At 35.3% G+C, this 23,569-nt stretch carries 27 protein-coding genes; 26 read left to right on the top strand and 1 reads right to left on the bottom strand.

Annotated features, from left to right (window positions below; all coding sequences use genetic code 11):
• Positions 1-260: 260 nt before the first annotated feature.
• From OEV98_RS09070 to OEV98_RS08985, 18 genes are all read left to right on the top strand, one after another.
• Positions 261-533, top strand: a complete 273-nt coding sequence (locus tag OEV98_RS09070) for an HU family DNA-binding protein (protein ID WP_263072950.1) — start codon at positions 261-263, stop codon at positions 531-533.
• 275 nt (positions 534-808) lie between these two features.
• Positions 809-1,378 carry a GTP cyclohydrolase I FolE gene (folE, locus tag OEV98_RS09065; RefSeq protein WP_263072949.1) on the top strand — a complete coding sequence of 190 codons (570 nt, stop codon included), beginning with the start codon at positions 809-811 and terminating at the stop codon, positions 1,376-1,378.
• A 190-nt stretch (positions 1,379-1,568) separates the two neighbouring features.
• Positions 1,569-2,348 (top strand): heptaprenyl diphosphate synthase component 1, encoded by a 780-nt coding sequence (locus OEV98_RS09060; RefSeq protein ID WP_263072948.1) that lies wholly within the window; start codon positions 1,569-1,571, stop codon positions 2,346-2,348.
• Positions 2,349-2,373: 25 nt separating this feature from the next.
• A complete protein-coding gene (locus tag OEV98_RS09055; protein ID WP_263072947.1) occupies positions 2,374-3,087 on the top strand; it encodes a demethylmenaquinone methyltransferase in 714 nt (237 codons plus the stop codon).
• Between the two features lie 27 nt (positions 3,088-3,114).
• Positions 3,115-4,077, top strand: coding sequence for a heptaprenyl diphosphate synthase component II (gene hepT / locus OEV98_RS09050; protein WP_263072946.1), 963 nt, complete (start codon positions 3,115-3,117; stop codon positions 4,075-4,077).
• 96 nt (positions 4,078-4,173) lie between these two features.
• Positions 4,174-4,620: a nucleoside-diphosphate kinase gene (gene ndk / locus OEV98_RS09045; protein WP_263072945.1), complete on the top strand. Its 447-nt coding sequence runs from the start codon at positions 4,174-4,176 to the stop codon at positions 4,618-4,620.
• A gap of 393 nt (positions 4,621-5,013) precedes the next feature.
• Entirely contained in the window at positions 5,014-5,790 is a 777-nt protein-coding gene (locus tag OEV98_RS09040; protein ID WP_263072944.1) for a CheR family methyltransferase, read from the top strand.
• 235 nt (positions 5,791-6,025) lie between these two features.
• Positions 6,026-7,117, top strand: coding sequence for a histidinol-phosphate transaminase (gene hisC, locus OEV98_RS09035; protein ID WP_263072943.1), 1,092 nt, complete (start codon positions 6,026-6,028; stop codon positions 7,115-7,117).
• 192 nt (positions 7,118-7,309) lie between these two features.
• Entirely contained in the window at positions 7,310-8,200 is an 891-nt protein-coding gene (locus OEV98_RS09030; RefSeq protein WP_263072942.1) for a hypothetical protein, read from the top strand.
• 42 nt (positions 8,201-8,242) lie between these two features.
• A complete protein-coding gene (locus OEV98_RS09025; RefSeq protein ID WP_263072941.1) occupies positions 8,243-9,508 on the top strand; it encodes a tetratricopeptide repeat protein in 1,266 nt (421 codons plus the stop codon).
• Between the two features lie 34 nt (positions 9,509-9,542).
• Positions 9,543-10,088, top strand: coding sequence for a ReoY family proteolytic degradation factor (locus OEV98_RS09020; RefSeq protein ID WP_263072940.1), 546 nt, complete (start codon positions 9,543-9,545; stop codon positions 10,086-10,088).
• Between the two features lie 347 nt (positions 10,089-10,435).
• Entirely contained in the window at positions 10,436-10,903 is a 468-nt protein-coding gene (locus tag OEV98_RS09015; RefSeq protein WP_263072939.1) for a YpiF family protein, read from the top strand.
• 151 nt (positions 10,904-11,054) lie between these two features.
• A complete protein-coding gene (locus OEV98_RS09010; protein WP_263072938.1) occupies positions 11,055-11,567 on the top strand; it encodes a QcrA and Rieske domain-containing protein in 513 nt (170 codons plus the stop codon).
• Positions 11,568-11,570: 3 nt separating this feature from the next.
• The gene (gene qcrB, locus OEV98_RS09005; protein ID WP_263072937.1) at positions 11,571-12,245 is read left to right on the top strand and encodes a menaquinol-cytochrome c reductase cytochrome b subunit; all 675 of its coding nucleotides are present in this window, start codon (positions 11,571-11,573) and stop codon (positions 12,243-12,245) included.
• 80 nt (positions 12,246-12,325) lie between these two features.
• Complete coding sequence (locus tag OEV98_RS09000) at positions 12,326-13,096, top strand: menaquinol-cytochrome c reductase cytochrome b/c subunit (protein WP_263072936.1); 771 nt, start codon at positions 12,326-12,328, stop codon at positions 13,094-13,096.
• A gap of 129 nt (positions 13,097-13,225) precedes the next feature.
• Positions 13,226-13,804, top strand: a complete 579-nt coding sequence (gene lhaT, locus OEV98_RS08995) for a lipoprotein heptaprenylglyceryl N-acetyltransferase LhaT (RefSeq protein WP_263073554.1) — start codon at positions 13,226-13,228, stop codon at positions 13,802-13,804.
• 70 nt (positions 13,805-13,874) lie between these two features.
• On the top strand, positions 13,875-14,678 hold the full coding sequence (locus OEV98_RS08990) for a sporulation protein YpjB (protein WP_263072935.1): 804 nt from the start codon (positions 13,875-13,877) through the stop codon (positions 14,676-14,678).
• A gap of 60 nt (positions 14,679-14,738) precedes the next feature.
• Positions 14,739-15,422 (top strand): zinc metallopeptidase, encoded by a 684-nt coding sequence (locus tag OEV98_RS08985; protein WP_263072934.1) that lies wholly within the window; start codon positions 14,739-14,741, stop codon positions 15,420-15,422.
• Between the two features lie 74 nt (positions 15,423-15,496).
• Here OEV98_RS08985 and OEV98_RS08980 read toward each other — a convergent pair whose 3' ends face one another.
• Positions 15,497-16,369, bottom strand: coding sequence for a YitT family protein (locus tag OEV98_RS08980; protein ID WP_263072933.1), 873 nt, complete (start codon positions 16,367-16,369; stop codon positions 15,497-15,499).
• Positions 16,370-16,650: 281 nt separating this feature from the next.
• Here OEV98_RS08980 and OEV98_RS08975 point away from each other — a divergent pair, with 281 nt between their 5' ends.
• The 8 genes from OEV98_RS08975 (at position 16,651) to panC (ending at position 23,551) form a co-directional block, all read left to right on the top strand.
• Positions 16,651-16,980, top strand: a complete 330-nt coding sequence (locus OEV98_RS08975) for a nucleotide pyrophosphohydrolase (RefSeq protein ID WP_263073553.1) — start codon at positions 16,651-16,653, stop codon at positions 16,978-16,980.
• Positions 16,973-17,779, top strand: a complete 807-nt coding sequence (dapB, locus tag OEV98_RS08970) for a 4-hydroxy-tetrahydrodipicolinate reductase (RefSeq protein ID WP_263072932.1) — start codon at positions 16,973-16,975, stop codon at positions 17,777-17,779. The genes OEV98_RS08975 and dapB overlap by 8 nt, the downstream gene beginning before the upstream one ends.
• A 24-nt stretch (positions 17,780-17,803) precedes the next feature.
• Positions 17,804-18,223 (top strand): methylglyoxal synthase, encoded by a 420-nt coding sequence (gene mgsA, locus OEV98_RS08965; RefSeq protein WP_263072931.1) that lies wholly within the window; start codon positions 17,804-17,806, stop codon positions 18,221-18,223.
• 39 nt (positions 18,224-18,262) lie between these two features.
• Positions 18,263-19,405 carry an N-acetyl-alpha-D-glucosaminyl L-malate synthase BshA gene (gene bshA, locus OEV98_RS08960; RefSeq protein ID WP_263072930.1) on the top strand — a complete coding sequence of 381 codons (1,143 nt, stop codon included), beginning with the start codon at positions 18,263-18,265 and terminating at the stop codon, positions 19,403-19,405.
• Positions 19,402-20,586 carry a CCA tRNA nucleotidyltransferase gene (locus tag OEV98_RS08955; protein WP_263072929.1) on the top strand — a complete coding sequence of 395 codons (1,185 nt, stop codon included), beginning with the start codon at positions 19,402-19,404 and terminating at the stop codon, positions 20,584-20,586. Before bshA ends, OEV98_RS08955 begins: the two co-directional genes overlap by 4 nt.
• Positions 20,583-21,575, top strand: a complete 993-nt coding sequence (locus OEV98_RS08950) for a biotin--[acetyl-CoA-carboxylase] ligase (RefSeq protein ID WP_263072928.1) — start codon at positions 20,583-20,585, stop codon at positions 21,573-21,575. Before OEV98_RS08955 ends, OEV98_RS08950 begins: the two co-directional genes overlap by 4 nt.
• A gap of 288 nt (positions 21,576-21,863) precedes the next feature.
• On the top strand, positions 21,864-22,709 hold the full coding sequence (gene panB / locus OEV98_RS08945) for a 3-methyl-2-oxobutanoate hydroxymethyltransferase (RefSeq protein WP_263072927.1): 846 nt from the start codon (positions 21,864-21,866) through the stop codon (positions 22,707-22,709).
• Positions 22,706-23,551: a pantoate--beta-alanine ligase gene (panC, locus tag OEV98_RS08940; protein WP_263072926.1), complete on the top strand. Its 846-nt coding sequence runs from the start codon at positions 22,706-22,708 to the stop codon at positions 23,549-23,551. Before panB ends, panC begins: the two co-directional genes overlap by 4 nt.
• Positions 23,552-23,569 lie beyond the last annotated feature (18 nt).

The following is a 23,569-nucleotide window of genomic DNA, read 5'->3' as shown; positions in this document are numbered from 1 at the left end:
ATAAACCTAAGTTTTTATGCAGAAATGTTTTCGGATGAAATATTCCTTTAGGCAATAGAAGCGTAAAAAGTTTGGCATTAATTGTATTTTTAATCTTGCTATGAGATATTGATTGTGATAATCTTTTAACAGAATTGTTCTTGTTAAACTTTTCCTCTAGGAAAAATGTACTCGAACAAGCAATTGCATACTACTTAATTAAATAGATGCAAAAAAAACATATTTATGTTTGACCCTTTCATTGGGAGGAGGTGAATGGCATGAACAAAACAGAATTAGTAAACGCAGTTGCAGAAACTGCTGAACTTTCTAAAAAAGATGCAACTAAAGCAGTAGATGCTGTTTTCGATACAGTTTTAAATGCTTTAAAAGAAGGCGATAAAGTTCAACTAATTGGTTTCGGAAACTTCGAAGTGCGTGAACGTGCTGCTCGTAAAGGACGTAATCCACAAACTGGGGAAGAAATCGAAATCGCTGCAAGTAAAGTTCCTGCATTCAAACCAGGAAAAGCTTTGAAAGATGCAGTAAAATAATTACATATCTAAACTTAGATAAAAATAAAGGAATGGTCACTATGATCATTCCTTTATTTTTTTGCAAAAAAAATTGTCCTTTGCTACATAGATAACAGGTGTGCTAATATGGAATAGATTTATAAAAAAGATGCTTCGGCAATTGTTGGGTATATTCATTCTTCAGAGAATGATAATACTTCTATTTCCACCGCAATTTTATAATATAGAATACAGCCAACAAATATAATCTTCTGTTACATATAGATGATTTACATTCATTGGGAGGAGTATCAATGACAGAAATTAATCTCCAGCAAATAGAATACGCTGTTCGTTTGATTTTAGAGGGAATCGGGGAAGATCCGAATCGTGAAGGTTTATTAGATACACCAAAACGGGTAGCAAAAATGTACGCCGAAATGTTTGCTGGATTGAACCAAGATCCAAAAGAATACTTTGAAACATTTTTTAATGAAGTCCATGAAGAATTGGTGTTAGTAAAAGATATCCCATTTTTCTCCATGTGTGAGCATCATTTAGTTCCATTTTTTGGACATGCCCATGTCGCATACATACCAAGAGAAGGTAAAGTAACCGGGTTAAGTAAATTAGCAAGAGCAGTGGAGGCAGTCGCTAAACGACCACAGCTTCAAGAACGAATTACATCAACAGTCGCTAATGCGATAATGGAACAACTAGAACCATATGGGGCAATGGTTGTTGTAGAAGCAGAGCATATGTGTATGACGATGCGCGGAGTGAAAAAGCCAGGAGCAAAAACGGTAACGACTGCTGCAAGAGGTGTTTTTCAAACAGATGCTGTAAAAAGAAGTGAGGTTTTATCCTTTATCAATCAAAAATAGTAATATTAGTACAAATATTGTGCAGTACTATTAATAATCTGTATTGGTGACGGATCAAAAATCTATTATGAGGTAAATTTGCTTTTTACAAAAAAGAACAAACTTACTATTTGAAATGTGGTAAAATAGAAATAGTTTTTTTGTTTGATCGACCATTTGTTAAGTCAATGGGATATTGAGGGTGATTTTCTTGCAGGTAACGGAAACGATGATACATAGCATGGAAGAAAAAATATTGGAGGAAATAAACCATCCATATTTAACAAAGCAAATAGACCTACCACCTATTAATTCCGATAAACTACGTATCCTTTTATCAATATTACTTTCACAAAATCTATCGGAACTAGAAGTGGAGAAATATATTATAACGGTATTGCTTATCCAAATAGCATTAGATACCCATGATTTAGTAAAAAATGATGAAGAATACATGCCCCATAAAAAAAGGCAATTAACAGTACTTGCAGGAGATTATTTTAGTGGATTATATTATAAAACACTTGCACAAATTCCAAACGTGAAATTAGTGAAATCATTAGCGGAAGGAATAAAAATAGTCAATGAAAATAAAATTTCTATTTATAAAAATGAAATTGCTACAGTAAATGACTATTTAGCTAGTCTGCAACAAATAGAGACCGCCTTATTTCAACAAGTCGCATCATTTTTTCAAGATTCCATCTGGGCATTGATTTCAAAGAATTTGCTTCATATGAACCAAATAATCCGTTCAAAAGATAAATTGAAAGCCTATATTCTTTCGAATAAATTAAAATTTGCTGGTGCCAAATTATTTCGCAGCACACAGGTAAGCAAGGAACAGCAAATAGATTTGTGGTTGGATAACTATATCGAAATACTATATCATCAAATAGAGCAATATATAGATAGTCATGATTTACACAAAATGCTTCATAATAAATTTAGAGGAAATGCAAAACTAGGTCATCCGATTGTCCTTGAATAGCTTCTCTAAAAGGAGTAGTTGAGAAATGGTACAGTCTAAAGAAGAAAAAGTACATCACGTATTTGAAAATATATCTGATAAATATGATAAAATGAATTCTATCATTAGCTTTCGCCAGCATATTCTATGGCGCAAGGATACAATGAAAAGAATGAACGTCCAAAAAGGGAAAAAAGCATTGGATGTTTGTTGTGGTACTGCCGATTGGACGATTGCTTTAAGTAAAGCAGTAGGAAATGAAGGAGAAGTTATCGGGCTGGATTTTAGCGAAAATATGTTAAAGATTGGTAAAGAAAAGCTGAAGTCACAACAAATTGAAAACGCTAAGCTTATTCATGGAAATGCGATGAGCCTACCATTTGAAGATAATACGTTCGATTATGTAACGATTGGATTTGGTTTACGAAATGTTCCAGACTATATGCAAGTGTTACGTGAGATGCAGAGAGTAGTTAAACCAGGAGGGCTAGTAACTTGTTTAGAAACCTCTCAACCGACGGTAATCGGATTTAAACAAGCATATTATTTTTATTTCCGATTTATAATGCCATTATTTGGTAAGTTATTTGCGAAAAGCTATAAAGAATATTCTTGGTTACAAGAGTCTGCAAGAAGCTTCCCGAAAGCGAAAGAATTGGCAAGCTTATTTGAAAAAGCAGGATTAGAAAATGTTAAGTACCATTTATATTTTGGTGGAGTTGCTGCTGTCCATATTGGACAAAAGTCAGAGGAGAAATGATCGTTGTTGATAAGCTAGGTGGTATCTATGAATTTTAAAACAGTCTATTCATTGCTGAGCAATGATTTAAAAAAAATTGAAAAAGAATTGGAACAAGTTTTAGATGCCAATTCACCTCTACTAAAAAAATCCTCACTACATTATTTACAAGCTGGCGGAAAGAGAATTCGGCCAATTTTCGTTTTACTATCAGCGAAATTTGGGAAGTATAATCTCGATAAAGTCAAAAATGTGGCTGTCTCTTTGGAGCTCATTCATATGGCATCGCTAATTCATGATGATGTTATTGATGATGCAGAAACAAGAAGAGGTAGACCAACAGTTAAAGCAAAATGGGATAACCGAATTGCGATGTACACTGGTGACTATGTTTTAGCAAGATCACTTGAATTAATTACAAGCTTAAAAAATGTACATGCACATCAAATTCTATCAGAAACAATGGTTGAGCTGAGTATTGGAGAAATTGAACAAATTCGTGATAAATACGATTTTAATCAAACATTGACAAACTATTTTCGGCGAATTAAAAGAAAGACAGCTCTTCTTATTGCAGCGAGCTGTCAGCTAGGTGCAATTGCTGCGGAAGTAGAACCGATTCATCAAGAAATATTATATAAATTTGGTTATTATGCAGGAATGGCATTTCAAATAACCGATGATATTTTAGATTTTACTTCAACCGATGAAAAGCTTGGGAAACCAGCAGGAAGCGACTTACTTCAAGGAAATATTACTTTGCCAGTGTTATTTGCATTAAAGGATGAGTCTGTAAGATCTGAAATAATTAAAGTAAATGAATATATGGATTTAGAAGAGTTGAAACAAGTGATTGCATCAATAAAAAATACCGATGCAATTGACAAATCGGTTGCTGTTAGTGATTGGTATTTAAATAAGGCAATGAACCTATTAAAAGAGCTTCCGGATAAGGAATCGAAATCATTATTGAATGCTGTAGTGTTATTTATAGGAAGAAGGAATTTTTAACATTTTAGACAAATGTAAATGTTTACAACCTTTGATATGTAATGGTATGATTTTTTTGTTACGATACATAACTTCTACATATAAAGGGAGAGAGACATGGAAAAAACTTTTCTAATGGTAAAACCTGATGGTGTTCAAAGGAGTTTAATTGGGGAAATTGTTTCAAAATTTGAGAAAAAAGGATTTCAATTAGTTGGCGCGAAATTAATGCAAGTTTCAGAAGAAACTGCCCAACAACATTATGCTGAGCATAAAGGAAAACCTTTTTTTCATGAATTAGTTTCATTCATTACATCTGGACCGGTTTTTGCAATGGTTTGGCAAGGGGAAGAAGTAATTTCAACAGCTAGAAAAATTATGGGGAAAACAAATCCGAAGGACGCAGATCCAGGTACAATCCGAGGAGACTACGGAGTAGTTGTTAGCAAAAATATTATTCATGGTTCCGATTCACCAGAAAGTGCAGAAAGAGAAATTGGGATTTTCTTTTCTGAGGATGAAATTGTAGAGTATTCCAAATTAATACAAGAGTGGATATATTAAAAAAACTGCGTATGCAGGGTTTCAGAGTGTAGACAAACTCAATGATTTTCGAGTTTGTCTACACTCTTTTTTTAAAAAAAATAGAATTATTGTCTATGCAGGCGCTGTTTATGTTTGCTGTTATGGAATTGGAAGAAAATGGTCAATTGGTTGGCAGCCTGCTTAAATGGAGCCAAATTAGTTAATTGGAGCGGAAATCAACCTATTTCAGCCACAATTCCATCAAGAAATGAGAAAAAACACCGAGAGAGTCCGCTTAATGCCTTTTCGACAATATGAAAACCTGCGTATGCAGAGTTTTTTAATTTCTAGATTTTGCTGGAAATACAATTCGTTCAATGTATAATTACATAAAGGAGCATTTATTAGACAACTAGGGTGAAAGGACATTATATGGATAAAGAATATCAACAATTTGCAATAAATATAAAGAGAAAGACGGGCATTGATCTTATGCTTTATAAAGAAGCACAAATGAAAAGAAGATTAATTTCTCTTTATCAACAAAAAGGCTATCAATCGTTTCAGGAATTTTATGATGGAATGATTAATGATCCGAAGCTATTAGCTCTTTTTTTAGATCGTGTAACGATCAATGTGACGGAATTTTTCCGGAATCCGAAAAGATGGGAAGTTCTCGAAAATAAAATCATACCAATGCTTTTATCGAATTCAAAACAATTGAAAATCTGGAGTGCAGCATGCTCTTCAGGTGAGGAACCATATACTCTAGCAATCCTATTAAATAAATATTTGTCACTTGCGAATATCCATATATTAGCTACAGATATTGATGCTAATATTCTCGAAAAGGCAAAATTAGGAATATATAATGAACGTAATTTAGTAGAAGTGCCTGAAGATATTAGGAAACAATATTTCCATAAAGAGGATGCGCTTTATAAAATAAATGAAAAAATTAAGCGTACCGTAACATTTCAAAAGCGAGATTTATTAAAGGATAGCTTTGAGAAGAATTTAGACTTAATTGTTTGTAGAAATGTTCTTATTTATTTTACAGAAGAAGCAAAAACGTATTTATATAAAAAATTTAGTGAGTCATTAAGACCAGGGGGAGTTTTATTTGTTGGAAGTACTGAGCAAATCTTTTTCCCTGATAAATATGGATTTGAGCCGATCGACAATTTCTTTTATCGGAAAGTGAAATAATAGCTTGATTTATTTGGCTGCAATCGTATCTCCTTTGGCGATTGGGATCTACATGTATTCAATTTGCGCGGCAGTTCATTCCATATATTTAATCTCAATAATAAATCAATCCTTAAATAAATAGCCTTCCGCCAACAAGCGGAAATAATTATGAAAGAAATGCAGGAAATGATAGCAGAAAATGGAATACATATAGAAAGATATTTATTATTCCACATATGGGGAGTGTAAGCAAATGAAATGGAAAGAACAAATATTAAATCTACATGCATACCAACCAGGGAAATCAATAGATGCTATAAAAAGAGAATATGGACTTGAACGCATAGTTAAGCTTGCATCGAATGAAAATCCTTATGGTTGTTCGAATAAAGTGACGGAAATGCTAAATAATCAAACTACATCTAACGCACTTTATCCAGATGGATATGCATTTGACCTTCGTATGTCATTAGCGACGCATTTTCAAGTGCAACCGTCTGAATTAATATTTGGAAATGGCTCAGATGAATTAATTCAAATAATTAATAGTGCGTTAATAAAGCCAGGTACTAATGCAGTAATGGCAACTCCAACCTTTTCTGAATATCAACAATACACGATTATTAATGGTGGAGAAGCGAGAGAAATCCTGTTAACAGATAAAGGGGAACATAATTTTACTGAAATGTTGAATGTCATTGACGAAAATACCGCAATCGTTTGGATTTGTAACCCAAACAATCCGAGTGGAGTATATATGAAAGAAGAGGAGTTAGTTGCTTTTCTAGAAAAAATTCCAAATGATATTTTAGTTGTAATAGATGAGGCCTATAATGAATATGTAGTAGCAAATGATTATCCAAATACATTAAAACTATTAAAACGTTTTAAAAATATTATTATGCTCCGTACCTTCTCGAAAATTTATGGACTTGCCTCCTTTCGGATTGGTTATGGTGTTGCTGATCCATCGATTATAAAAACATTGGAACCAATTCGTAGTCCGTTTAATACGAATACGTTCGCACAAAAGGCAGCATTAGCAGCATTAGCTGATCAAGAATTTCTTGAACAATGTAAAAGAAAAAATCGGGAAGAACTAGAGAAAATGTACCAATTTCTAGAGAATGTTGGGTTATCCTATTACCCTACACAAGGGAATTTTCTGCTAGTAGATTTCCAAACAGATGGTGATCAAATTTTTCAAAAGCTATTACAGCAAGGATTCATTGTTCGTTCAGGAAAATCGTTAGGGTTTCCTAATAGTGTTCGAATAACGATAGGACAGGCAGAGGATATGGAAGCGTTGCGAAAAGCTATCCAACTGATTTTAACGACTGTTTAGAACTAGAATAATTTAGAGAGTGGAGCGGTGAAAGTAGTGATTAATGATTCTCACGTCGCTCCATTATATTTGGCATTGTTTGCAAACAGAAAGGCACTTAAGAAAAAATATTGCATAAATGGTTAAAAGCAATCATAAATTCTCTTATTTTTTCATAGCTTGTCATAAGACCAACAGTGGAGGTGTGGTTTTATGACATATATCATTGAAAACGCAAATTTGTATAAGCAAAATCGTTTGGAAAATACTTCTTTATTAGTCGACGAAGGAAAAATATTATCCGTCCAACAATCTTTCGCAAGGTATCGCTACATGAAGATGAATGCTCAAAATTTTTTAATGACATCTACACATGTGTTCTATATGGATGGTTTACCTGTAGTTGATGATAGCTTTTCTAGCAAAAATTATTTTATTAATAAGTTTTTATTACATGGTTGTACAACACTTTTAGTCTCGACCCCACTGATACAGTATGTTCATGAAATCGAAAGCGAAGTATATTGTATACGAGAATTTTTCGAGAAATGTCCACTTGATTTTACCATTGGTGTGCGCATTCCGATAGAAAATTTTTCCGTACAAATGGTTCAAAAATGTAAGCGAGCAAAAATACCGGCAATTTTTATTGAAATAGACAATCCGAAATGGTTGTACAAGATTCCTTGGGGTTGGATCCGTGAAGCAATGTTTCCGTATAATTGTCCACTAATACCGATTACAAACGAAACTGGGGATAATCGAGAGAAATTATTACAGCTTTGGAATACGATGTTAACTCGTGAAAAAATACCTCATATTGATAAACCGCTACAAGAGCAAACTCCATTATCACTAGATGTACTAAAAAAAATTGGGATATATCCGATGAAAGGCTATTTACAAGCAGGTGGAGAATTAAGTTATAATTTGTATTTGACAGAGAAAGAACCTATAATCAATGAGTTGACAAATGATTTCCTTAACCTTCCGTTAGCGATTACGGTCCATAAAGGAGATGTCATTCGGGTAGGGAAAAAAATTTATTATCATCCAAAAAAAGGCGAAGAGCTTATTATAAGTAGACCATCCTTTTTCAAATAACAATATTAGTAATAATTTATCGTTTAGAGGGAGTAATAATTAATGAACCAAATGATGCAATGTATCCAATTACTTGAAAATGGTGAGTTAGATAAAGCATATGAACTATTGAACAAGATTAAAGATAGCGGTACTGAAGATGAAATTTATGAGTTAGCTGAACAAATGGCAAATTTTGGATTTTTGGAGGAGGCTGCGAGCCTTTATCAAAAATTGTTGGAAAGCTATCCCGGTGAAGGGGAACTGCTAATTTCCTTGGCTGAAATTAACATTAATTTAGATAAAGAAGAAGAAGCATTACTAGAATTAGAAAAGATTACACGAGATGATCCATCCTATATCGAGGCATTGTTACTACAAGCGGACTTATATCAAATGGACGGCTTATTTGAAGTAAGTGAGCAAAAACTTTTAGAAGCACAACGAATGGCGCCACAAGAACCTGTTATTCACTTTGCATTAGCAGAATTGTATGCATCGATTGGTAAATTTGCAGAAGCTGTATATCAATATGAACAAGTAATGAAAGAAATGGACGAGATTGCTGGTGTGAATATGAATCAAAGACTGGCAGATGTTTACTCGACTGCAGGTGAGTTTGAAAAGGCATTGGAATATTATGAAGTTGCACTAAACAAAAAGCTTGATATCAATGTTTTATATGGTTATGGTTTGACGGCTTATCAAGCAGGACTTTACCAAACAGCAATCCAAAAACTAACAGAGGTCATCGAGCTTGATCCCGAGTATGGAAGTGCCTATTTACCGCTTGCAAGAGCATATGAACATGAGGAAGAGCTGGATAATGCGATAGAGGTAGTAAAAAAAGGCATGAAAACTGATCCTTTCAATAAGGAAATCCATTATTTTGCTGGAAAAATATCTGCAAAGCTTGGCAATGAAAGTGATGCAGAGAAATTTTTGCGAGAAGCAATTGCAATTGATTCCACATACATTGAGGCAATCTTAACAATCAATAAATTATTATTATCCCAAGATAGGTACCATGAAATTATTGAAATTGTGGAACCGATTATTTCTGATGGCGAAGAAGACCCAGATATGTTATGGGATTTCGCACGTGCATGTCGGGAAGAAGAAAGATATTCGGATGCATTAAACAGCTATCGTAAGGCATATAGTTATTTAAAGAACAATGATGAATTTTTACAGAATTATGGATTTTTCCTTTTAGAAGAAGGAATTATTCATGATGCTATAGAAATATTTAAACAGTTGCAAAAAAATGATCCAACCAATGTTGAGTACATCGATGTATTAGAAAGATTGGAGTCAAGCGATAATTAATTTGTATTTAACAACCATTAGGAGGGAAAAGTCGATGGCCACTCCTGTATCCGTTAATGAGAAAAAAGAATTCATTCGTTGGTTTTTAAACCATTACCAGTTGAAAAGACGGGAATGTGTATGGATCTTAAATTATTTAATGAGTCATGATCAGTTAATGGCAAAGGTTCATTTTGTAGAGTATGCGGAATATTGTCCTCGAGGGATTGTAATGGCAACCCAATGTGTGGATGATGTACCTTTTCGCTTTTACAAAGATTCCGTAATGACTACGGATGCGGAAAAATCGTTCCACGATATTCGATTAAATCGTGATCAAGATATTTTTATCCAATTAAAGTTCAAAGCAGTTAATAAATCTTATCAGTATGCAGCAGTTCTTGAGAGTAATCCGTTTATGCCTGATATTCTACAAATAAGTGAAAAGGATCGGGAACTAGCAGATCTATTTTTGCAAACGACTATTAAAAATTTTCAATTAGATAAGCTAAAAAAACAAATAGATCAGGCGTTAGATGAAAAAAACGAATCAGAATTTCTAAGATTATCAGCGGAATTGAATCAAATTATTAATAATTAAGCACCTTGAATTGACAAGGTGTTTTTTTGTTTACCTTATGGTTAAGCTCTAGTTCGTTGACTAGTGTACTTCTTATAAGAAAAAAATATGGAAATAATAACTAATAAAATAGATAGACACAAAAATGTTTAAATTTGTTCACAAATTATCCATTTTTCTTCTCTTTAATATGCTATGATAAATGTGAAATTTTACATTGTTCTATTAATTAAGCTTTTTTTCGTTTGTTCTAATGAAAAAGTATTTTAATATGCTGTGTAGATGAAATGCCTGCTGGTCGTAATGAGGTGGGCTATGTTTACCTGCAAGTCTGAATGGCTATCATTAATAGGAATGGAGGTGACTTTGTGCGTTGGACAGCTAAAGAATCGGCATTATTCTTTGAATCTAAGGAATACATTGATACGGCCCTTGTACCACTAACTCCAATTGCTTTTGATGAACAAGGCAGAGAAACAGGAAACGCTAATGAATTTATTCAATTGATAACGATGAATATTGAGAAACAATTTAAAGGTAGAATTCTCCTATTACCAGCGTTCACTTATTTCCATTCGGAATCTGATGATTGGAAAAATCAGTTATTAGCTAGTTGGTTAAATGAGCTGAAAAGTAATTTTAAACATGTGTTTATTATTAGTACGGATCAAAGCTGGAAACCTATACTAGAAAAGTCTGGTAATGAATTTATTTGGCTACCTGCTGTTCCTTTAGAACATTTAGAAGATGAGTACAAAACTACTATAATTGAAGGTCAAGTGAAGCAATTACTAAATCTTTTTGTGATGAAATGGCAAAATGCAGTTTCTCAATAAATGAATTATAAAAGTATTCTCTTTTTATCGTATATTCTATATTAATGCTACTATTTTATTGACCTTCCCATGATAATGATATATCATGATAATGTCTTATTGTTAATAGGATATGAGGTCATTTCATACATATTAGATAGGGGGGATAAGGATGAGTGACAAACAGCGAGTGACTAGACGTCAATTCCTAACGTATACGCTTATGGGTGTAGGCGGTTTCATGGCTGCTGGTACAGTGATGCCGATGTTACGTTTCGCGGTCGATCCTGCATTACAGGCGAAAGCTGGGGGAGATTTAATTGCAACAGGATTAAAAGAATCAGAAATTACAAATGAACCACAACGTGTTGATTTTAAATTTGATCAACAAGATGGCTGGTATGAATCCCAAGTAACGCAATCTGCATGGGTGTATAAGGATAATAATGGAGATATTATTGCCCTATCGCCTATTTGTAAGCATTTAGGTTGTACAGTTAACTGGAATGGAAATGAAGAGTTCCCGAATCAATTCTATTGCCCATGTCATTTTGGACGATATGAAAAGGATGGAACAAATGTAAAAGGGACTCCACCGAGGGGACCATTGGATCGTTATGATTACGAAATAAAAGACGGTGTTTTATATTTAAGTATGCGTGCAAAACCTAGAGGGGGGGCGTAATTCTTGTTAAACAAGGTATATGATTGGATTGACGAACGTCTGGATATTACCCCTTTATGGCGGGATATCGCAGATCATGAAGTACCTGAGCATGTAAATCCTGCCCATCATTTTTCAGCATTTGTTTACTGCTTTGGCGGCTTAACGTTTTTTGTTGTTGTTATTCAAATTTTATCTGGTATGTTTTTAACAATGTATTATGTACCGGATATCGAACGCGCTTGGGAATCTGTATATTATTTACAAAATCAAGTTGCGTTTGGACAGATTGTTCGCGGGATGCATCACTGGGGTGCAAGTATTGTTATTGTCATGATGTTTCTACATACTTTACGGGTATTTTTCCAAGGGGCATATAAAAAGCCAAGAGAATTAAACTGGATAGTTGGGGTATTAATTTTCTTTGTTATGTTAGGACTTGGCTTGACAGGGTATTTATTACCATGGGATATGAAAGCGTTATTCGCAACTAAAGTTACACTTGACATTGTTCAATCAACACCATTGATTGGTGATGTTTTGAAAACTTTAATTGCTGGGGACGAGTACATTACAGGTGCACAAACACTAACTCGTTTCTTTGCAATACACGTATTCTTCCTACCAGCAGTATTATTAGGATTAATTGGAGCGCACTTTTTAATGATTCGTAAACAAGGGATTTCTGGTCCGTTGTAAGTCGTTTTTTCCTATTTACATAGTGATTAGGTGGAAAGCTTTCGAACGGTACTTTATTGAACGAAGGAGGGGGAATGTTCATGCATAGAGGAAAAGGAATGAAGTTTGTAGGTGATTCTCGGATTCCGATTAATGGAAGAAAACCAAATATTCCGAAGGATTACTCTGAGTATCCAGGGAAAACAGAAGCCTTTTATCCTGATTTTTTGCTTAAAGAATGGATGGTAGGTGCCGTATTCTTAGCTGGTTTTCTTTGCCTGACAGCAGCTGAAGCGCCGCCGTTAGAGAGAATTGCCGATCCTACTGATACAACCTATATTCCAATGCCAGACTGGTATTTTCTATTTCTATATCAACTATTAAAATATACATTTACATCTGGTCCATACAATATTCTAGGGGCAATGGTTATTCCTGGCCTAGCATTTGGCTCTTTATTGTTAGCTCCTTTTCTTGATCGTGGTCCAGAGAGACGACCTTTTAAACGTCCACTTGCTACTGGATTCATGCTTTTAGGAATCGCTGCTGTATTTTATTTAACATGGCAAGCTGCTGCGCATCATGACTGGGAAGCAGCAAAACGCCAAGGTGAAATAAAGGAAGTTGTAGAAGTTGATAAAGAAGATCCTGGATACAAGGTCATGGAAGCAAATGGTTGCTTAGGCTGTCATGGGGGCAATTTAGAAGGGTTAACTGGTCCGCAATTAGTTGGAACGGAAAAAACAGCTGATGAAATTAAGGACATCGCTGTAAATGGTTTCGGAGATATGCCTCCAGGATTATTTAAAGGTACAGACGAAGAGCTTCAACAATTAGCAGACTTTATAAAAAGTATTGAAGCAGATAAATAAAACTGGCGAACTATCGCCAGTTTTTTTGTTTGCTAAGTAATTTGTCCTATGCAATGATTTGTATTTTTTTATTTTCATAAGAACGTATATAATAGCATTGAGGTGAAAGTATTGGCGAAAATATACTATATGCTCACGCGTAAAAGTTTTTTATCTCTACTATTAATCATTAATATTGTCGGTACGATATACGGTTATATTTGGTATGGTTATCAATTAGCGGAAACGCCAGCAAAATTTTTAATTTTTGTTCCAGATAGCCCTACTGCAAGTTTGTTTTTTGTATTTGTAATAATAGCGTTTTTAATGAAAACAAATTGGCCACTAGTCGAAGCGCTAGCCGTTATTACTTTATTTAAATATGGAATATGGGCAGTTGTAATGAATATTTTAACCCTTATTGTAACTGGCTATTTACCATGGGAAGGCTATATGCTAATTGCATCCCATTTTGCGATGGCACTCCAAGGAATACTTTATTCCCCATTTTACCGTTTAAAATTGAAGCATATCGTAATTGCGGCAATTTGGACCTTACATAACGATATCATTGATTACGTCTTTTTTATGTATCCAAGTTATCGTGATTTAAATCAGTTTGTCCCACAAATTGGCTATTTTACATTTTGGTTAAGTATTTTTTCTATTGGGCTTGCTTATTATTTGGGAATTAGGAAGAACCGAAAGATATTGACTTTGCCTTTTTAATTGAAATTATGGTCTACTCTTGTCCACTCTATCATACATTTTAGTAGGAATATGAAGGGGGACAAGGGTAATGCGAAAAATTGTTGTACTATTGTTAACGATATTATTTATTATTCAACCGAGCGATGCAGAAGCAGTGACAAACCAAACTGGGAATACACTTTCATTAATGGATCAATTGGCAGATGAAGCCCTTCAATTAACAAAATCCGAGCGATATGATGATACGAAAATAATTCTCGAAAAATTTGAGAATCTATTAAATGATAATTCTTATTATGCACTTTCCTTAACGATGGATGAGTGGAGAATTCTTCAGCTTTCGGTAACAGAGGCATCGAAAATTATTACGAATGAAGATTTTACAGAGGGTGAATTAGTAAACAGTTTAACGAAGATGCGATTAGCCGTTGATGCAGTGGCAACGGAATACGAGCCATTATGGACAGCAATGGAACAACCTGTAATGGCATCGTTCCAAACGGTGAAGGCTGCCGTGATGGATGGCGACACTGCTCATTTTTATGATCAGTTAAACGCATTCCTGAGTCTCTATGAGGTCATTTATCCAAGTATAAAATTAGATGTGTCAGTGGAAAAGGTACAACAGCTTGATGCACAAATTCAATACATTCAGCAATATTCCGATGAGCTATTTGCTAGCGCGGATGGCATAAAGGAAATGGAAGCATTACAAACGAATTTAGAATCATTATTTGAAAATGTAGATGAGGATGAAGCAGATCCATCGTTATGGTGGGTAATTATATCAACTGGCGGAATTATTATACTGACATTATCCTATGTTGGATGGCGGAAATTTAAAGCAGAAAAAGAAAGCAAACAGCAATTTGAAAAGGAACATAAAAATTGACAGATGGTCTACTTTTATATATTATTTTGTAAAAAGATATATAATATTGGGAGGGTCTAAATGGCTAGCTTTATCGTTTACTTCTTATTAATTACGATCATACCAATTTGGGCAAGTATGCGAGTGAAAAGTTCCTATAACAACTATTCAAAAGTCCCGAACTCAACAAATATGACTGGGGCAGAAGTTGCAAGAAGAATTTTAGACTCCAATGGGTTATATGATGTTGCTATTGAAGAACAAAGAGGCTTCTTAAGTGATCATTACGATCCAAGATCAAAAGTGGTACGTCTGTCATCTGCAAACTATCATGGGAATTCATTAGCAGCTACTGCTGTTGCTGCTCATGAAGTTGGTCATGCGATTCAGGACCAACAGGAATATGCCTTTTTACGCTTGCGATCTTCATTAGTTCCAATTGCTACATTCGGTTCCAATGCATCGTACTTTTTCTTAATTGCCGGCTTCTTTTTCGGAATGACAAAATTAGCGCTTTTAGGGATTATCTTTATGGCGTTAGCAGTATTATTCCAAGTAGTAACACTTCCGGTAGAATTTAATGCTTCAAGTCGTGCAATGGATCAAGTGGTTTCACTTGGTATTATTCGCAATGATGAAGAACGTGGAGCGAAAAAGGTATTAAATGCAGCAGCTCTAACCTATGTTGCGGCAGCAGCTGTAGCATTAATGGAGCTCCTTCGTTTCGTATTAATGTATGTCGGTTTGAATAATAGTGAGGATTAATGAATAGAAACAGAGCTGGATAGTGATCCAGCTCTGTTTGTTTATTTCTGTTTCATTTGTCGCAAGAAATGGAATTAATGTTCAATCGGATTTTTGTTTTCGTCTAAAGTAAATCCTTCTCCCATAACATCATTTACAAACGTTATTGAAACAAATGCATGGGGGTCCACACTTGTAATTAAATTTTTTAATGTCCGTAGCTCGTTTTTACCAACAATACAATAGAGAACATTTTTTGCTTGCTTAGAATAGAAACCATGTCCATCTAAAACGGTTATTCCACGATTCAATTCATTGCAAATTTTATTGCCGATCTCTTCATAGGAATCAGAAATGATAATCGCACCACGGGCGGAATATGCACCTTCTTGGATAAAATCAATTACTCTTGCCCCGATAAAGACCGCAATCAATGTATAGGCTGCTTGCCGTAAAGATAAATATGTAATGAGTGACAGGGTGATTACGCATGCATCAAATAGGAGCATCGTTTTTCCCATCGACCAGCCGACAAATTTTTGAACAAGGCGTGCAATAATATCGACGCCACCGGTTGTTCCTCCATACCGAAAAATAATTCCTAGTCCAACACCGATAAAAAGACCAGCAAAAATAGCAACTAATATCATGTCGCCTTCTAATGGTACTTTTATTTGGTAGCGCTGGAATACCTCTAAAAATAATGAAACAGCAACAGTACCAATAATCGTATATAAAAATGTATTCCTTCCTAAATATTTCCATCCAAGTATAAATACAGGAATATTAAGTAGGAGGTTAGTTATGGAAGGTTTAATTTCAAAGAGGAAATATAATAACAAGGTTATTCCAGTAAATCCGCCCTCTGCTAAGCTATTCTGCATATTAAAATGAACAATTCCAAAAGAAAAAATGGCAGATCCTAGTAAAATAAATAAAATATTTTTAAATTTAAGACCAAATATCATGTAGAATATTCCTTTCTTATCACAAATTAAGAAGTGCCAAAGTTCCAGTGACACGATTCCATTATACAGAATGCATCTTATTGATAGCAATGAAGGAGTATCGTTTCTTTCTTTTATCGTTGCTATTGTTACACTAGAATATACAAATTGTCTAGAGTTTCCTTGAGAAAATAATTGTAATCGCAATTTCATCAGATGTATCATATTGTTGGGTAACACATTTGTGATATGATGATAGTAATAGCAGTAATAAAGAGGTGAAGATTTTGGCTACGAAGACAATGCAAGATTTACAACAGGAAGTGGATAAATACATAGGTCAGTTTAAAGAAGGATATTTTAGTCCATTAGCATTGGTTGCGAGAATGACAGAAGAGCTTGGAGAACTAGCTCGTGAAGTAAATCATTATTATGGAGAAAAACCAAAAAAGCCAACAGAAGAAGTAAAAACAGTGGAAGAAGAATTAGGGGATATGTTATTTGTATTAATATGTTTTGCCAATTCGCTAGGAATTGATTTAGAACAAGCGCATAATCGAGTGATGGATAAATTCAACACTAGAGACAGTGATCGTTGGACAAGAATTGAAGGAGAAGATATTCATGAGTAAATTAACAAAAATTGTTATTGCTGGTCCTCGTGGAAGAATGGGGCTAGAAGCAGTGAAGATGGTTACCGGAGTGGAAAATTTTCAGCTTGTTGGAGTAATTGACCGAATCAATGAAGGAAAAAATCTATCAGATGTACTATCTTCCGTAACGGATAATAACAGTAAGGTATATACGGATATTGCTGTATGCTTACAGGATACAAAACCAGATGTACTTATTGATTTAACGGTTCCGGAAGCAGCTTTTCAACATGCAAAAACGGCATTAAATTATGGAGTTAGACCAATTATTGGCACGACCGGAATGTCACAAGCAGAGTTAGAAGAACTAAAAATGCTGGCAAAGGACAAGCAGCTCGGATGCATTATTGCACCAAACTTTGCAATTGGTGCGGTGTTGATGATGAAATTCTCACAAATGGCAGCAAAGTATTTCACGGACGTAGAAATAATAGAAATGCATCATGATAATAAACTCGATGCTCCTAGCGGGACCGCTATTAAAACGGCTGAAATGATTCAAGTTCAAAGAGAAGCAAAAAAACAAGGACATCCGAATGAGGTTGAAAAATTACAAGGTGCTCGAGGTGCCGAGTTTGATGGAATGCATATACATAGTGTGCGCTTACCTGGACTAATTGCCCATCAGCAAGTGCTGTTTGGTTCAACTGGAGAATCTTTAACGATTCGTCATGATTCATATGATCGTGCATCCTTTATGACAGGTGTGAAAGTATCAGTAGAAACGGTAATGAAGCTAAATGAGTATGTTTACGGACTGGAAAATATATTAGATTAACGATAATAAATAGGAGTGGTAGTAATGAATATTGCATTGATTGCCCATGATCGAAAAAAGCAGGACCTTATTACATTTGTTACAGCATATCAGCCAATTTTTGAAAAGCATGTACTTTTCGCTACTGGAACAACGGGTTTAAAAATTCATGAAGCAACAGGTTTGTCCATTGAACGGTTTCAGTCCGGCCCATTAGGCGGAGATCAAGAAATTGGCGCGAAAATCGCAAAAAATCAAATGGATTTAGTAATTTTTTTCCGTGACCCTTTAACTGCCCAGCCCCATGAACCTGATGTTACGGCATTAATCCGTCTTTGTGATGTATATAATGTTCCGTTGGCGACAAATATGGGGACAGCAGAAGTACTTATTCGCGGATTGGAACATGGTGATGTGGATTGGCGAGCTTATTTTAGAGGGCAAAACCCGCGGTTAGAAAAATAAGTTTCTTTTAAGCAGTATTTGACTAAGAGGAGATATGTAATGAAATTAAAGATTGGGATTGTTTGTTATCCTACAGTCGGAGGATCAGGTGTAATTGCAACCGAGCTAGGGAAAATGTTGGCAGAGCGTGGACATGAAATCCATTTTATTTCTTCTAGCCAACCGTTTCGATTAAGAAAAATTTATCATAATATTTTTTACCACCAAGTGGAAATTAATCATTACTCTGTTTTCCAATATCCACCGTATGATATTCAATTAGCAAGTAAAATTGCAGAAGTTGCAACGAGGGAAAACTTAGATATTTTGCATGCGCATTATGCAATTCCTCACGCTGTTTGTGCCATTATGGGTCGCCATATGGCGACAAATGATTTTAAAATAGTAACTACATTACACGGAACTGATATTACTGTGCTTGGGCAGGATCCGTCTTTAACAAATGCTATCCGATTTGGAATAGAAACGTCTGATCGGGTCACAGCCGTATCGAAAGCATTGGTGGAACAAACCTATGACTTTATTACACCTGAGAAAACGATTGATACCGTATATAATTTTATAGATGAGAGGGTTTATCGAAAGGTAGACTCACAGCATTTAAAAGCAGAATTTGGCATAAAACAAGAAGAAAAGGTCGTTATTCACGTTTCAAATTTCCGTGCGGTAAAACGTGTCGAGGATGTGGTGAAAGCATTTGCCAAAATCCATCAGGAAGTACCTGCGAAATTACTACTAGTTGGTGATGGACCAGAAATGCCAAAAATTACAGCGCTTGTGCGAAAATCATCGATTGATTCGAATGTTATTTTCCTTGGAAAACAGGAGAATTTGGAAGAGCTTTATTCGATAAGTGATTTAATGCTACTTCTTTCGGAAAAAGAAAGCTTTGGCTTAGTGGCTCTAGAGGCAATGGCTTGTGGTGTCGCCTGTATTGGTACTAATGTTGGGGGAATACCAGAAGTCATTGAAGATAATGTCAATGGATTTATCTGCCCACTTGGAGATGTCGATGAAATAGCAAACAAGAGTATTTGGATTTTGAAGGATCCAGCATTACAGCATAGATTTGTAGAAGCTGGCTTAAAGAAAGTTCATTTCGATTTTTCTTCTGAAAAAATTGTACAGCAATATGAAGATATTTATTATCAGTTAATAGAAACGGAAGGCGAAGGAAATTGATCGAACCCTTTGTAAAAGCAACATCAATACTTGAAAAAATTGAAGCGGCCGGATTTGAAGCTTACTTTGTCGGTGGGTCAGTTCGTGATTATTTAATGAATAATCCGATTGCTGATGTTGACATTGCAACAAGTGCACTGCCAGAAGAAATTAAAGAAATTTTCCCAAAAACAGTGGATGTCGGAATTGAACACGGTACGGTTTTAGTTCTATACAAAGGAGAAAGCTATGAAATTACCACCTTCCGAAGTGAAGGAAAATATGAGGATTTTCGTAGACCAACCGATGTCACCTTTATTCGTTCCTTAAAAGAGGACTTACAACGTCGTGATTTTACGATGAATGCTATCGCAATGACAAAGGATGGAAAATTAATCGATCCTTTTTCGGGAAGTATCGATATTCAAAATAAATTAATCCGGACCGTTGGACAAGCGGATGAGCGATTTAAAGAAGATGCATTACGAATGATGCGTGCTATCCGTTTTGTAAGTAAGCTCTCCTTTCAATTAGAGGAAAGGACGATGCAATCATTACAAAAGTATGGACAGCTACTCGAGCACATTGCAGTTGAACGGAAGCAGATGGAATTTTCGAAACTTCTAATCGGAGCTAATCGTCAAGAAGCATTGCATTTATTGGTCGAACTTCAATTACATCAATATTTACCAAGGTTAAAGAAATATTCGCTTGAATTGAAGCAAGTTGCTAATATACCAGCACTAACGACATTAGATGTGTTCGAAATGTGGAGTATCATTCTGATAACAATCCATAAGGAAGAAATCGAGCTCTTTTTACGAGAATGGAAACTTCCGGTCAAAGATATTCGCAAAATTAAGGCCATTTGTTCTGCCTATTATTATCGAATGGAAAATGAATGGGATATACAAGCGCTTTATCATATCGGGAAAGAAATCTGTATTCATGCGGAAAAAATACATACGATTATAAAAAAAGGCAGCATCGCAGAAAATATTGCACATATCGAAAAACTATATGATGCGTTGCCGATTAAAGATAGAAAAGAATTAGTCATCAGTGGTCAGCACTTATTGGAATGGGAAAATAATACGAGCGGTCCATGGATTAAGGAAAGACTAAAAAAGGTGGAGCAAGCGGTCCTATTAGGTCATGTGAAAAATGATGTAAATAGTATTAAGGAGTGGTTATATTCATGAAATCCACGGTCCGCCAAAATTTATTAGATGCTTTTCGAAATGCAGCAGGAGAATTTATTTCTGGAGAAAAGCTAGCAAATACGATTGGCTGCAGCCGTACAGCTGTCTGGAAGCATATTGAAGAGCTTCGGAATGAAGGCTTTGAAGTGGAAGCTATTCGAAAAAAAGGCTATCGCTTAGCGGAACATCCAAACACACTAACGGAAAATGAAATCTATTTAGGTTTACAAACGAAATATATTGGAAAAACGATTCATTTTTACGAAAGCTTACCTTCCACGCAACAGGTTGCAAAAGAGCTAGCGCTTAACGGTGCAACGGAAGGTACATTAGTAATTAGTGATGAACAAACATTAGGGAGAGGACGTCTTGCGCGCGCATGGCATTCTCCGAAAGGTACGGGTATATGGACAAGCATTATCATCCGACCAAAGATTCCGATTCAACAAGCACCACAATTAACTTTACTAACAGCAGTTGCAGCTGTACAAGCTATTGAGGAACAAACGGATATTGACGTATCAATCAAATGGCCGAATGACCTTTTAATAAATGGCAAGAAAGTGTGTGGAATATTAACGGAACTACAGGCAGAGGAAAATCAAATACAATCGATTATTATCGGAATCGGTATTAATGTGAATCAACAATTAACAGACTTCCCTGAAGAGCTGCATTCGATTGCAACCTCATTATCAATGGAAGTAAATGACAAAATAAATCGTGCAAAACTTGTCCAAAGCCTTTGTTTCCATTTAGAAAAATTATATGAAACATATTTAACTTTAGGCTTTCAACCAATAAAGCTACTTTGGGAAAGCTATGCACTATCTATTGGAAAACAAATTACTGCAAGAACGTTAAATGGCACATATTCAGGAATCGCATTAGGAATAAATGAACAAGGAGTATTATTACTCGAAACAAGTGATGGTAAAATACAGCATATTTATTCTGCAGATATTGAAATAGATGCTTTGAACCGATAGTAGTGTAAATGATATAGTGGTACTAACACTAGGAAAATACTTTTCAATTTTATGATAATTTGCTATAATTCGAGTAAGTTGAAGAGGAACTGCACCATTTGGGCAGTATCCGCTATTTTTCACTAGGCAAATTATACAAAATAATTTATTCTGCCTGTAGCCGCAAATTGGACCAGGACAGAGGGATGAAACGGAAAAATCGTAAATAAAATCCTTCTGTTTAAGAAGGATTTTTTTATGTGGATTTATTTTGTTTCATTTCCTCTAACCATTAAAGGAGGAAAAAGAATGAAACAAACATCTGATTTTTATCAAATGAAAAAGGCAAAAGAAAAAATTACGATGATTACAGCTTATGATTATCCTTCTGCCAAGCTTGCAGAAAAAGCTGGTATCGACATGATCTTAGTCGGTGATTCCTTAGGGATGGTTGTACTAGGCTATGATTCTACTGTTTCTGTTACGTTGGATGATATGGTACACCATACAAAAGCCGTTCGACGTGGTGCTCCGAATACCTTTATTGTAAGTGATATGCCATTTATTACGTACCATCTCTCGTTCGATGAAACATTAAAAAATGCAGCGAAACTTATCCAGGCAGGAGGAGCAAATGCAGTAAAGGTGGAGGGTGCCGAAGAAGTACTTGAAAGGATTCGCGTATTAACCAATGCAGGGATTCCTGTCGTTGCTCACTTAGGGTTAACGCCACAATCTGTAGGCGTGCTTGGTGGCTATAAAGTTCAAGGGAAAACTAGCCGTGATGCTGAAAAACTTATGAGAGATGCGAAGGCGTGTGAAGAAAATGGGGCAATCGCATTAGTGCTTGAATGTGTTCCACGTCAATTATCTGCACGCATACGGGAGGAATTATCGATTCCAGTTATTGGTATTGGCGCGGGCTTGGAGGTGGATGGTCAAGTTTTAGTATTTCATGATGTTATCGGATATGGTGTTGACCGACTACCTAAATTTGTTAAACAATACGCTCAAATTGATATAAATATTCAAAATGGAATTAGTCAATATATAGAAGATGTGAAAGCAAGTACGTTTCCTGAGGAACGCCATACGTTTACGATGAATGAGGAAACATTGGCAACAATATCGTTGTATGGAGGGAAACAATCGTGAGAATTATTACCACTATAAAGGAAATGAAAGCTATTTCCCGGGAGGCAATCCACACTGGTAAATCCATTGGCTTTGTACCAACAATGGGATATTTACATGACGGTCATTTAACGTTAGCAAATAAAGCAAAACAAGAAAATGACATTGTCATCATGAGTATTTTTGTAAATCCATTACAATTCGGTCCGAATGAAGATTTTGCATCCTATCCGCGAGATAGAAAACGAGATGAACAATTAGCAGAAAGTGTTGGGGTGGATTACGTTTTTTATCCAACGGTTGAAGAAATGTATCCAAGAAGTATGGAAATAGAGATTAAAGTGAAAAGCCGGGTCAATGTTTTATGTGGAAGAAACCGGATCGGTCATTTTGATGGAGTAGCAACTGTATTGATAAAATTATTTTCTATTGTCCAGCCTACCAATGCTTATTTTGGTTTAAAGGATGCACAGCAAGTAGCAGTAGTGGATGGACTGATTGCAGATTTAAATTTACCTGTTCAGCTTAATGCAGTGGAAACGGTTCGTGAGGAAGACGGACTAGCGAAGAGCTCACGAAATGTGTATTTAACGGAAGTAGAAAGAGGGCAAGCAAAGGAATTATATCAGTCACTATTATACGGGAAAAAATTAATCGAACAAGGGGAACGGAACCCAGATGCGGTCATTTCTAAAATGAAGGATTATTTAATAGAACGAATAAATGGTAGTATCGAATATATCGAACTATATTCCTACCCAGAATTAGCTACTATTAACGAATGTCATGGGAAAATCATCATTGCATTAGCAGTGAAATTTTCGCAAGCAAGATTAATTGATAATATAATATTGTATGTTTGATACGGTACAATTAAATGC

Origin of the sequence: Perspicuibacillus lycopersici (genome assembly GCF_025660475.1) — a bacterium.
In the GTDB taxonomy this organism is placed as follows: domain Bacteria; phylum Bacillota; class Bacilli; order Bacillales; family Caldibacillaceae; genus Perspicuibacillus; species Perspicuibacillus lycopersici.
The sequence above is the reverse complement of the archived record's forward strand: the minus strand, read 5'-3'. Positions and strand labels throughout refer to the sequence as shown.